Annotated in this window: 8 protein-coding genes; all 8 read right to left on the reverse strand. The window is 60.4% G+C overall.

All coding sequences use genetic code 11. The features are described 5' to 3' along the window. Nucleotides 1-54: 54 nt before the first annotated feature. The 8 genes from eno to lpxB all read right to left on the reverse strand — a co-directional run bounded on the left by eno (nt 55) and on the right by lpxB (nt 12,220). Nucleotides 55-1,344 carry a phosphopyruvate hydratase gene (eno, locus tag MKS85_RS09610; protein ID WP_139051050.1) on the reverse strand — a complete coding sequence of 430 codons (1,290 nt, stop codon included), beginning with the start codon at nt 1,342-1,344 and terminating at the stop codon, nt 55-57. A gap of 159 nt (nt 1,345-1,503) precedes the next feature. After that, nucleotides 1,504-2,349 carry a 3-deoxy-8-phosphooctulonate synthase gene (gene kdsA / locus MKS85_RS09615; protein WP_188251265.1) on the reverse strand — a complete coding sequence of 282 codons (846 nt, stop codon included), beginning with the start codon at nt 2,347-2,349 and terminating at the stop codon, nt 1,504-1,506. A gap of 4 nt (nt 2,350-2,353) precedes the next feature. Further along, nucleotides 2,354-3,985 (reverse strand): CTP synthase, encoded by a 1,632-nt coding sequence (locus MKS85_RS09620; protein ID WP_188251266.1) that lies wholly within the window; start codon nt 3,983-3,985, stop codon nt 2,354-2,356. Nucleotides 3,986-4,283: 298 nt separating this feature from the next. Then, nucleotides 4,284-5,585 carry a tRNA lysidine(34) synthetase TilS gene (tilS, locus tag MKS85_RS09625; RefSeq protein ID WP_188251267.1) on the reverse strand — a complete coding sequence of 434 codons (1,302 nt, stop codon included), beginning with the start codon at nt 5,583-5,585 and terminating at the stop codon, nt 4,284-4,286. 131 nt (nt 5,586-5,716) lie between these two features. Next, nucleotides 5,717-6,664 carry an acetyl-CoA carboxylase carboxyltransferase subunit alpha gene (locus MKS85_RS09630; RefSeq protein WP_047227574.1) on the reverse strand — a complete coding sequence of 316 codons (948 nt, stop codon included), beginning with the start codon at nt 6,662-6,664 and terminating at the stop codon, nt 5,717-5,719. Between the two features lie 151 nt (nt 6,665-6,815). Beyond that, nucleotides 6,816-10,337 carry a DNA polymerase III subunit alpha gene (dnaE, locus tag MKS85_RS09635; protein ID WP_188251268.1) on the reverse strand — a complete coding sequence of 1,174 codons (3,522 nt, stop codon included), beginning with the start codon at nt 10,335-10,337 and terminating at the stop codon, nt 6,816-6,818. A gap of 96 nt (nt 10,338-10,433) precedes the next feature. Then, nucleotides 10,434-11,078 carry a ribonuclease HII gene (rnhB, locus tag MKS85_RS09640; protein WP_160891751.1) on the reverse strand — a complete coding sequence of 215 codons (645 nt, stop codon included), beginning with the start codon at nt 11,076-11,078 and terminating at the stop codon, nt 10,434-10,436. An 11-nt stretch (nt 11,079-11,089) separates the two neighbouring features. Beyond that, on the reverse strand, nt 11,090-12,220 hold the full coding sequence (lpxB, locus tag MKS85_RS09645; RefSeq protein WP_173407340.1) for a lipid-A-disaccharide synthase: 1,131 nt from the start codon (nt 12,218-12,220) through the stop codon (nt 11,090-11,092). Nucleotides 12,221-12,222: the final 2 nt, after the last annotated feature.

Genomic DNA, 12,222 nt, shown 5'->3' on the forward strand with positions numbered 1-12,222 from the left:
CGCCGCTATTGCGACTTTTTCGACATCATCCGGTGTCTTTTTACCATCTACCGCTTAACCGCGAAACTCGGCACGACCGTTGTACTTGGCCTTGCCGTTCAACTGCTCTTCAATACGCAGCAGTTGGTTGTACTTGGAGACGCGATCGGAACGGCACAGCGAACCGGTCTTGATCTGGCCTGCCGCAGTGCCCACGGCCAGGTCGGCAATGGTCGAATCTTCGGTTTCGCCGGAGCGGTGGGAGATCACGGCAGTGTAGCCGGCGGCCTTGGCCATCTGGATGGCTTCCAGGGTTTCGGTCAGGGTGCCGATCTGGTTGAACTTGATCAGGATCGAGTTGGCGATCTTCTTGTCGATGCCTTCTTTCAGGATCTTGGTGTTGGTTACGAACAGGTCGTCGCCTACCAGCTGGGTTTTTTCGCCGATCTTGTCGGTGAGGATTTTCCAGCCGGCCCAGTCGGACTCGTCCAGGCCATCTTCGATGGAGATGATCGGGTAGCGCTCGGTCAGGCCCTTGAGGTAGTCGGCAAAACCTTCGGCGGTGAATACCTGGCCTTCACCGGACAGGTTGTACTTGCCGTCTTCGAAGAACTCACTGGCCGCGCAGTCCAGGGCCAGGGTCACGTCGGTGCCCAGCTTGTAACCTGCGTTGGCCACGGCTTCGGAGATCACTCTCAGCGCGTCTTCGTTGGACGCCAGGTTCGGTGCGAAACCGCCTTCGTCGCCAACGGCAGTGCTCAGGCCACGGGCCTTCAGCACAGCCTTGAGGTGATGGAAAATCTCGGTGCCCATGCGCAGGCCTTCGGAGAAGGACTTGGCGCCCACTGGCTGGACCATGAATTCCTGGATGTCGACGTTGTTATCGGCGTGCTCGCCACCGTTGATGATGTTCATCATCGGCACCGGCATCGAGTAGACACCCGGGGTACCGTTGAGGTTGGCGATGTGTGCGTACAGCGGCAGGTCCTGGTCCTGGGCGGCAGCCTTGGCAGCGGCCAGGGACACGGCGAGGATCGCGTTGGCGCCCAGGGTGGCTTTGTTTTCCGTACCGTCGAGCTTGATCATCGCGTGATCGAGGGCTTTCTGGTCGGCAGGATCCTTGCCCAGCAACAGGTCACGGATAGGACCGTTGATGTTGGCGACGGCTTTGAGCACGCCCTTGCCCAGGTAACGGCTCTTGTCGCCATCACGCAGCTCCAGCGCTTCGCGCGAGCCAGTGGAAGCACCGGACGGAGCGCAGGCGCTGCCGATGATACCGTTGTCGAGAAGCACGTCCGCTTCAACAGTGGGGTTGCCACGGGAGTCGAGAACTTCACGACCTTTGATGTCGACGATTTTTGCCATTGTTGTAAACACTCCAAAGTTGACGAAACGCTGTAACAGTAAGGCTTGCCGACGACGGTCCCGAAGGACGTCATCGCTGGCAAGCCATGCTCCCACAAAAGCAGTGCGGCCAGCGGGCCAGAGCGATAATCGAGCGGTACTTTACCGGAGAAAACCGCGTTACGCGGTTTCTATCGTCGGAAAACTCTTGACCAGTTCGTCCAACGCCTTGAGCTGAGACAAGAAGGGTTCCAGCTTGTTCAAGCGCAAGGCACAAGGGCCGTCACACTTGGCATTGTCCGGGTCCGGGTGGGCCTCGAGGAACAGACCTGCCAGGGACTGGCTCATGCCGGCCTTGGCCAGGTCGGTGACCTGGGCGCGCCGCCCCCCTGCGGAATCGGAACGACCACCGGGCATTTGCAGCGCGTGGGTCACGTCGAAGAACACCGGGTATTCGAACTGCTTCATGATGCCGAAGCCAAGCATGTCCACCACCAGGTTGTTGTAGCCGAAGCTCGAACCACGCTCGCAGAGGATCAACTGGTCATTGCCGGCCTCTTCGCATTTGCTCAGGATGTGCTTCATTTCCTGGGGCGCGAGGAACTGGGCTTTCTTGATGTTGATCACCGCACCGGTCTTGGCCATCGCGACCACCAGGTCGGTCTGGCGCGACAGGAAGGCCGGCAACTGAATGATGTCGCAGACCTCGGCGACCACCGCGGCCTGCTCAGGCTCGTGGACGTCGGTGATGATCGGCACGCCGAAGGCTTGTTTGATGTCCTGGAAGATGCGCATGCCCTCTTCCAGGCCAGGGCCACGGTAAGAGGTCACGGACGAGCGATTGGCCTTGTCGAAACTGGCCTTGAAGACATAAGGGATGCCCAGCTTCTGGGTGACCTTCACGTACTCCTCGCAGACCTGCATCGCCATGTCACGGCTTTCCAGTACGTTCATGCCGCCGAACAGCACCATGGGCTTGTCGTTGGCAATCTCGATGTCGCCGACGCGAATGATCTTCTGGGCCATCGTTTTATGCCTTCTTCTGGTGTTGAGCCAATGCGGCTTTCACGAAACCACTGAACAGCGGGTGGCCGTCCCGTGGCGTCGAGGTGAACTCGGGGTGAAACTGGCAAGCAACGAACCATGGATGATCCGGGGCTTCGACCACCTCCACCAGCGCGCCGTCACCGGAACGACCGGAGATTTTCAGGCCGGCCTCGATCAGTTGCGGCAGCAGGTTGTTGTTCACTTCGTAGCGATGGCGGTGACGCTCGACGATCACATCCTTGGCGTAGCAATCGTGCACCTTGGAGCCGGCTTCAAGCAGGCATTCCTGGGCACCGAGACGCATGGTGCCGCCCAGGTCGGAGGCTTCGGTGCGTATTTCCACAGCGCCGGTGGCATCTTCCCACTCGGTGATCAGGCCCACGACCGGGTGACCGCTGGCGCGATCGAATTCGGTGGAGTTGGCGTCCTTCCAGCCCATCACGTTACGGGCGAACTCAATGACCGCCACTTGCATGCCCAGGCAGATGCCCAGGTAAGGCACCTTGTTTTCGCGAGCGTATTGAACAGCGGTGATCTTGCCTTCCACGCCCCGCAGGCCAAAGCCGCCCGGCACGAGGATCGCATCGGCGCCTTCGAGCAGACCGGTGCCCTGGTTCTCGATGTCTTCAGAGTCGATATAGCGCAGGTTGACCTTGGTACGGTTGCTGATACCGGCGTGACTCATCGCCTCGATCAGCGACTTGTAGGCATCCAGCAGCTCCATGTACTTGCCGACCATGGCGATGGTGACTTCGTGTTCCGGGTTGAGCTTGGCATCGACCACCGCTTCCCATTCGGACAGGTCGGCGCTGGCGCACTGCAAGCCGAAACGCTCGACGACGAAATCGTCCAGGCCCTGGGAGTGCAGGATGCCCGGGATCTTGTAGATGGTGTCAGCGTCTTCCAGGCCGATCACCGCACGCTCTTCAACGTTGGTGAACTGGGCGATCTTGCGCCGCGAAGAAATATCGATCGGGTGGTCGGAGCGGCAGATCAGCACATCCGGCTGCAGGCCGATGGAGCGCAGTTCCTTGACCGAGTGCTGGGTGGGCTTGGTCTTGGTTTCGCCAGCGGTGGCGATGTACGGAACCAGGGTCAGGTGCATCAGCATCGCGCGCTTGGCGCCGATTTCGAAACGCAACTGGCGGATGGCTTCGAGGAACGGCTGGGACTCGATGTCACCCACAGTGCCGCCGATTTCGACCATCGCCACGTCGGCGTCGCCGGCACCCTTGATGATGCGGCGCTTGATTTCGTCGGTGATGTGCGGGATGACCTGGATGGTCGCCCCTAGGTAATCACCACGGCGCTCTTTGCGCAGCACGTGCTCGTAGACACGGCCGGTGGTGAAGTTGTTGTTCTGGGTCATGGTCGTGCGGATGAACCGCTCGTAGTGGCCCAGGTCCAGGTCGGTCTCGGCGCCGTCGTGGGTGACGAACACTTCACCGTGCTGGAACGGGCTCATGGTGCCCGGGTCGACGTTGATGTACGGGTCCAGCTTGAGCATGGTGACCTTAAGTCCCCGCGCCTCCAGGATGGCCGCCAATGAAGCCGAGGCAATGCCTTTCCCCAATGAAGAAACAACACCGCCCGTGACGAATATGTAGCGCGTCATGAAAAACCCTAGAAGTCTGCGTTAAAGCGGTCCGAGCCGCCGGGGAAAGCGAAGGAAGGCCGAAGCCCCCGATCACCTGCATTAATCACAGTGCACCTTTCAAAAAAACCGCCGCGTTGGGACAGACCGGAAGTGAAATCACCGGTACGTTGCTCGCTACACATTTTTTGGAATCGCCCAGCAAAGACTGCTTGGTAATCGGCAACTCCTGCAATTCAGGCGAATCCACAGAAGTTGTATCAAGAAGGGAGCGTAGTCTACCGGAAAGCCCCTTTCAGCTCAAACCCAGATCTTGGTTTCATGGCTGCCAGATCAGTTGCCAGTTGCCATCAATGCCGCTGTCGAGTCCTGGCAGGTTCGCCACCGCCAGCAATTGCTCGCCCCGATACAGCAGCGGCAATCGACCGCGCGCAAACGCCGGCACGCCACTTTCATTGAGCAAACGCTTGAGGTCCCGGTGGCCACGGCCGGGCAACAGCATGGCTTCACCTCCCTGACGATAGCGGACGCAGAGCGGTCCGTCGGGCATTTTACCGTCGAGGGTCACCGTGCCGTTGTCTGGCAGGGTCAATGCTTGAGCAGTCAGCGTCCATTCTACGGGGCCTGCGGCCGGTCGCAGCCAGCGGTCGGATAACCACCAGACGCGTCCGCCGGTGCGGTGCAGTTCGCCACCGGCCAGCCGCCAGATCGGCCGGGCGTCGTCCGCTGCATCGCGCAACGAGTCCCAGCCAGACCAATGATCACTGTCGGGCAGCGTTGTCATTGAAACCAGCCAATGACTCAACGCATTACGCTGACGGGCCGGCGACAAGGCTCGCAACGGGGCCAACTCAAGCGACCGCAACCCAAGCCAGTCGAACGCGCAGGGCGTGATGGCTCGATCCAGATCGATTCGCGCCAGGTCATCCAGCAAGCCTTGCGCCTCACTCAGGTGCGCAGCGCTGCGAGCGAGGGTCGTCGAGGCCTGGGGCCACTGCTCGGTCAATACCGGGAAAACTCGCTGGCGCAGGAAATTGCGCGCGTACCGGTGATCGTCGTTGGAAGGGTCTTCGATCCAGTTCAAGCCCTGTTGCGTCGCGTAGGCTTCCAGCTCCGCCCGGGACACATCGAGCAAGGGTCGCAGCAAGTACCCCTGGCCCAGAGGACGCTGCCGAGGCATCGCCGACAAGCCCCTCACCCCTGCCCCGCGCAACAAACGAAACAACAGAGTTTCAGCCTGATCGTCGCGATGCTGACCGGTGAGCAGCACTTCATTGCTGTGGAGCAGCGCCACGAAGGCGGCATAACGCGCCTCCCGGGCGGCACGCTCGACGCTGGCACCGGCCCGGACTTGCACGTTCACTACTTCCAGCGGCACCCCAAGGGCCTTGCAGACCGAGCGACAATGGTCCGGCCATGCATCGGCCACAGCCTGAAGGCCATGATGGACATGGACAGCACGTAGCGGTGGCAGGGTTTGGGTTTTGGAGAGAGACGCGAGCAGGTGCAGCAGGACGGTGGAATCGAGGCCACCGGAGAAGGCGATGCGCCAGGTGACGGCGTTGCGCCAGGGGGATAGCTGTGTGAGGAGCCGGGTTGGCAGATCCGCGCTTGAGTTCATAGGAGTCAGCCTTGGCACAAACAACTGTGGGAGCGAGCCTGCTCGCGATGGCGGTATATCAGTCAACTCATTTGTTGAATGTTAAACCGTATCGCGAGCAGGCTCGCTCCCACATGGGTATTGCGGTCGGATCAGAGACCGTAGCTCATCAGCCGCTCATAGCGACGGGCCAGCAGCGCCTCGTTGTCGAACTTCTTGAGCATCGACAGTTGCGAACTCAGCTCGGCACGAATCAGCGCCGCAGCCGCGGCCGGATCACGATGAGCGCCGCCTACAGGCTCGCTGATCACTTTATCCACGATACCCAGGCCTTTGAGACGCTCAGCGGTGATGCCCATGGCTTCGGCGGCATCCGGCGCCTTCTCGGCGGTTTTCCACAGGATCGAGGCGCAGCCTTCCGGCGAGATCACCGCGTAGGTGGAGTATTGCAGCATGTTCAGCTGATCGCAGACACCAATGGCCAGCGCACCGCCGGAACCGCCTTCGCCGATCACCGTGGCGATGATCGGGGTTTTCAGTCGCGCCATTACGCGCAGATTCCAGGCGATCGCTTCGCTCTGGTTGCGCTCTTCGGCGTCGATGCCCGGATAAGCGCCCGGCGTGTCGATGAAGGTCAGGATCGGCATCTTGAAGCGCTCGGCCATTTCCATCAGGCGGCAGGCCTTGCGATAGCCTTCCGGACGCGGCATGCCGAAGTTGCGGCGCACCTTTTCGCGGACTTCGCGGCCTTTCTGATGGCCGATGACCATCACTGGCTGGTCGTCCAGACGGGCGACGCCACCCACGATCGCGGCGTCGTCGGAGAAATGCCGATCGCCGTGCAGTTCATCGAACTCAGTGAAGATGTGCTCGATATAGTCCAGGGTGTAGGGACGACGCGGATGACGCGCCAGGCGGGCGATCTGCCAGCTGGTCAGCTTGCCAAAGATGTCTTCGGTCAGCGTGCGGCTTTTGTCCTGCAGACGAGAGATTTCATCGCCGATATTCAGCGAATTGTCATTACCGACCAAGCGCAACTCTTCGATCTTGGCTTGCAGGTCGGCGATCGGCTGTTCGAAATCTAGAAAATTCGGGTTCATAGGCGTCCGTCTTGGGTCGACGTCCAAGAGAGCTTGGGCCGGCCGGTTGTCTATTCGCGCCCTACCTTAAGGGAGAGGCGCGTTCAGGTCGAGATTAAAAATTCGGGTCGAGATCAGGGCCGCTCCAAGGTTCAGGAGTGGCACCTGGCCGTCAACGGTATTGGAGGAAGACGTTGTCTTTGCCGAACTGGTCACGCAAGGCTTGAATCAACGCATCCGCCGGATCGATCCGCCAGCCTTCGCCGAACTGCAGCACAGCCTTGGCGTCGGGGCGCACGTACTCCATGGTAATCGGGCAAGCACCGCGATGGCGCTTGAACAACTCCCCCAGCCAGCGTAGCTGATCGCCCTTGAGATCCTGGGTCTGCAATTTCAGGCGCAGGCTCTCGGCCAGGTTGGTCCGGGCATCTTCCATGCTCATCACCCGTTTGACCCGCAGCCGCAGGCCACCGGAAAAATCGTCGTTGCTGACTTCGCCTTCCACCACAACCATCGCGTCAGTCTGCAACAGCGACTGGGCCGAATGGAACGCATCGGCAAACAACGACGCCTCGATGCGCCCGGAGCGGTCGTCAAGGGTAATGAAGCCCATCTTGTCGCCCTTTTTGTTTTTCATTACCCGCAGGGCAATGATCATACCGGCGACGGTCTGCGTGTCACGCGCCGGCTTCAGATCAATGATGCGCTGACGGGCGAACCGGCGGATCTCGCCTTCGTACTCGTCGATTGGGTGACCCGTGAGGTACAGGCCCAAGGTGTCTTTCTCACCCTTGAGACGCTCCTTGAGCGTCAGCTCCTTGGCCTTGCGGTGATTGCCGTAGACATCGGCATCTTCCTCGACAAACAACCCGCCAAACAGGTCGGCGTGACCACTGTCATGGGTCCGGGCGGTCTGCTCGGCGGCCTTGATCGCTTCTTCCATGGCCGCCAGCAGCACCGCGCGGTTGCGGTCGATGTTGGCCTGGTAGGCCTTGGGTTCATCCTGGAAGTACGGGCCCAGACGGTCCAATGCACCGCTGCGGATCAAACCGTCGAGGGTACGCTTGTTGATGCGTTTGAGATCGACCCGGGCGCAAAAATCGAACAGGTCCTTGAACGGTCCGTCCTGACGGGCTTCGGTGATGGCTTCCACCGGCCCTTCACCCACGCCCTTGATCGCCCCCAGTCCATAAATGATGCGGCCTTCGTCGTTCACCGTGAACTTGAACTCCGAAGCGTTCACGTCCGGCGCGTCGAGGCGCAACTTCATGGTCCGCACTTCTTCGATCAAGGTCACGACCTTGTCGGTGTTGTGCATATCCGCCGACAGTACCGCGGCCATGAATGGCGCCGGGTAGTGGGCCTTCAGCCACGCGGTCTGGTACGACACCAGGCCATAGGCGGCCGAGTGGGATTTGTTGAAGCCGTAACCGGCGAATTTTTCCACCAAGTCGAAGATGTTACCGGCCAGGTCCGCATCGATGCCGTTGTTCGCACAACCCTCGATGAAACCACCGCGCTGCTTGGCCATCTCCTCAGGCTTTTTCTTACCCATCGCCCGACGCAGCATGTCCGCGCCGCCGAGGGTGTAACCGGCCATCACCTGGGCAATCTGCATCACCTGTTCCTGGTACAGGATGATGCCGTAGGTCGGCGCCAGTACCGGCTTGAGGCCGTCGTACTGATAATCCGGGTGCGGGTACGCCAGCTCGGCGCGCCCGTGCTTACGGTTGATAAAGTCATCCACCATGCCCGATTGCAGCGGGCCCGGACGGAACAGGGCCACCAGTGCGATCAGGTCTTCGAGGCAGTCGGGCTTGAGCTTTTTGATCAGCTCCTTCATACCCCGGGATTCAAGCTGGAACACCGCCGTGGTTTCGGCTTTTTGCAACAAGCTGTAGGTCGGCTTGTCATCCAGCGGAATAAACGCGATGTCCAGCGGCGCTTCGCCGACCTTGGCCCGATCACGGTTGATGGTTTTCAGCGCCCAGTCGATGATCGTCAGTGTCCGCAGGCCGAGGAAGTCGAACTTCACCAGGCCCGCCGCCTCGACGTCATCCTTGTCGAACTGGGTCACCAGGCCGTCCCCCTCTTCATCGCAATAGATCGGCGAGAAGTCAGTCAGCTTGGTCGGCGCGATCACCACGCCCCCGGCGTGCTTGCCAACGTTACGCACCACGCCTTCAAGCTTGCGGGCCATCTCCCAGATTTCCGCGGCTTCTTCATCGACCTTGATGAAGTCCCGCAGGATTTCTTCCTGCTCGTAGGCTTTTTCCAGGGTCATGCCGACTTCGAACGGGATCATCTTCGACAGACGATCCGCCAAACCGTAGGACTTGCCCTGCACCCGCGCCACGTCACGCACCACAGCCTTGGCGGCCATGGAACCGAAGGTGATGATCTGGCTCACCGCATTGCGACCGTACTTCTCGGCCACGTAATCAATCACCCGGTCGCGACCGTCCATGCAGAAGTCGACGTCGAAGTCGGGCATGGACACCCGTTCCGGGTTGAGGAAACGTTCGAACAGCAGGTCATATTCCAGCGGGTCGAGGTCGGTGATCTTCTGCACGTAAGCCACCAGGGAGCCTGCACCCGACCCCCGGCCTGGCCCCACCGGCACACCGTTGCTCTTGGCCCACTGGATGAAGTCCATCACGATCAGGAAGTAACCGGGGAAGCCCATCTGGATGATGATATCCAGCTCGAAATTCAACCGGTCGACATAGACCTGGCGCTTGGCTTCGTAATCTTCGGTGGTGTCCTTGGGCAAGAGAACGCTGAGGCGCTCGTCCAGGCCATCGAAGGATACCTTGCGGAAATACTCGTCGATGGTCATGCCATCGGGGATCGGGAAGTTGGGCAGGAAGTGCTTGCCCAGCTTCACTTCGATGTTGCAGCGCTTGGCAATCTCGACCGTGTTTTCCAGCGCCTCGGGCAGGTCGCTGAACAACTCGGCCATTTCCTCGGCACTTTTGAGGTATTGCTGATCGCTGTAGTTTTTCGGACGACGCGGATCATCGAGCGCCCGGCCTTCACCGATACAGACGCGGGTTTCGTGAGCTTCGAAATCTTCCTGTTTGATGAAGCGCACGTCGTTGGTCGCCACCAGCGGCGCGCCGATCTTGTCGGCCAGGGCCACGGCGGCATGCAGGTGTTCTTCGTCGTTAGGGCGATTGGTGCGTTGCACTTCAATGTAGAAGCGGTCCGGGAACACCGCCATCCAATCGCGGGCCAGCACTTCGGCTTCTTCTGGATTGCCACTGAGCAGGGCCAGGCCGATTTCACCTTCCTTGGCCGCCGACAGCATGATCAAACCTTCATTGGCCTCAGCTACCCATTCGCGCTCGATGATGATCGAGCCGTTGCGCTGGCCATCGATAAAACCGCGGGAGATCAACTCGGTGAGGTTGCGGTAACCCACGGCGTTCATCACCAGCAGGCTGATGCGGCTCAGCGGCGCGTCCGGGTCTTTGTTCGACAGCCACAGGTCGGCCCCGCAGATCGGCTTGATCCCGGCGCCCATGGCATTTTTGTAGAACTTGACCAGCGAACACATGTTGTTCTGGTCGGTGACCGCCACAGCAGGCATTTTCATGCCCACCAGGGTCTTGACCAGTGGCTTGATCCGCACCAGGCCATCGACCAGGGAGTATTCAGTGTGCAGGCGTAGATGAACGAATGAAGCCGGCATAGTGATCCTGCGTTAAGTCATGAAAACAACAAGGCCCGGATTGTACCGAGCCTTGGGTAAAACATCAGCATGATTGCCTTGCCACAAAAGCCTGCATCAAGAGACCGCAGTCTGATGACTTACGATCAAACCCTCACGGGCTTCATAAGCCAGCCGCACCGGCGCGAACGAGCGCCGATGGATCGGCGTTGGCCCAAGGCGCGCCAGCGCTTCCAGATGAACGGGCGTCGGGTAGCCCTTGTGGCCGCCGATGCCGTAGCCCGGGTAAATCAATTCAAAGGCGCTCATTTCCCGATCACGGCTGACCTTGGCCAGAATCGATGCCGCCGCAATGGCCGGCACCTTGCCGTCCCCCTGAACGACTGCTTCGGCGCGCATAGACAGCTTCGGGCACCGATTGCCATCGATCATCGCCAGTTTCGGGGTGATGTGCAGGCCTTCCACGGCACGCTGCATCGCAAGCATGGTGGCGTGCAGGATATTCAGCTCGTCGATCTCTTCCACTTCAGCCCGGGCAATGCACCAGCTCAGGGCTTTCTCGCAGATTTCGTCGTAGAGCTTTTCGCGACGGGCTTCGGTGAGCTTCTTGGAGTCGTTGAGGCCCAGAATGGGCCGGTTTGGATCGAGAATCACCGCTGCCGTCACCACTGCGCCGCACAACGGACCACGACCGACCTCATCAACACCGGCCACCAGTTCTTCAACTTCAGCCACCAGATTGAAGTCCAGGCCCATCTGCAATTTCACGTTACTCATGGTTTGGCGCCGATCAGGGTCAATACTGCGTCGGCGGCCTGGTTGGAGGCATCGCGGCGCAAGGTACGGTGAATGTCATCAAAGCCCCGGGTCTGCTCCTGGCCACCGTCGATCAAGGGCGACAACGTACGGGCCAGCGCATCGGCGGTTGCCTCGTCCTGCAGCAATTCAGGCACCAGCAAGCGCTGGGCCAACAGATTGGGCAAGGAGATGTAAGGGCTCTTGACCATGCGTTTGAGGATCCAGAACGTCAACGGCGCCAGGCGATAGGCGACCACCATCGGGCGTTTGTACAGCAACGCCTCAAGGGTAGCAGTGCCAGAAGCAATCAACACGGCGTCACACGCAGCCAGTGCGAGATGAGAGCGGCCATCGAGCAATGTGACAGGCAGATCGCGCCCGGCCAGCAGCGCTTCAAGCTGAGCCCGTCGCTGCGGGCTGGCACAGGGCAGAACAAAACGCACGCCGGGACGCATCGCTCGCAGACGCTCGGCGGCGTCGAAGAACAAGCCTCCCAGGCGACTGACCTCGCCGCCACGGCTACCGGGCATCAAGGCCACCAGCGGGCCGTCGGGCAGGCCCAACGTCTGACGCGCCGCGTCACGATCCGCTTGCAGGGGAATGGTATCGGCCAGGGTATGACCGACAAACCGTACCGGCACGCCCTTCTCTTCGTAGAATCGGGCTTCGAACGGCAGCAGCGTGAGCATCAGGTCGCAGCCTTCGCGGATTTTCAACACGCGCTTCTGCCGCCAGGCCCAGACCGAGGGGCTGACGTAATGCACCGTCTTGATACCGGCCTGACGCAACTTGAGTTCGATATTGAGAGTGAAATCCGGCGCATCGATGCCGATGAACACATCCGGTTTTTCGTCGATCAGTGTCGCGATCAGCTTCTTGCGGCGAGCCAGCAGTTCGCGCAGACGTCCGAGCACCTCAACCAGCCCCATCACCGACAGGCGTTCCATGGGGAAATATGACGCCAGCCCTTCGGCCTGCATCAAGGGGCCACCGACACCGATGAACTCCACTGCTGGGTGCTGCGCCTTGAGCGCGCGCATCAGACCGGCACCCAGAATGTCACCGGAAGCCTCTCCCGCCACCAGTGCTATACGCAAGTTAGCCATGG

Source organism: Pseudomonas sp. JL2 (assembly GCF_031570495.1).
Taxonomy (GTDB): domain Bacteria; phylum Pseudomonadota; class Gammaproteobacteria; order Pseudomonadales; family Pseudomonadaceae; genus Aquipseudomonas; species Aquipseudomonas rhizophila.

Bases quoted from the DNA above. Each gene is read 5' to 3' on its own strand.
- MKS85_RS09630 (WP_047227574.1), bottom strand. From the start codon at position 6,664: ATGAACCCGAATTTTCTAGATTTCGAACAGCCGATCGCCGACCTGCAA.
- dnaE (WP_188251268.1), bottom strand. From the start codon at position 10,337: ATGCCGGCTTCATTCGTTCATCTACGCCTGCACACTGAATACTCCCTG.
- lpxB (WP_173407340.1), bottom strand. From the start codon at position 12,220: ATGGCTAACTTGCGTATAGCACTGGTGGCGGGAGAGGCTTCCGGTGAC.
- eno (WP_139051050.1), bottom strand. From the start codon at position 1,344: ATGGCAAAAATCGTCGACATCAAAGGTCGTGAAGTTCTCGACTCCCGT.
- kdsA (WP_188251265.1), bottom strand. From the start codon at position 2,349: ATGGCCCAGAAGATCATTCGCGTCGGCGACATCGAGATTGCCAACGAC.
- tilS (WP_188251267.1), bottom strand. From the start codon at position 5,585: ATGAACTCAAGCGCGGATCTGCCAACCCGGCTCCTCACACAGCTATCC.
- MKS85_RS09620 (WP_188251266.1), bottom strand. From the start codon at position 3,985: ATGACGCGCTACATATTCGTCACGGGCGGTGTTGTTTCTTCATTGGGG.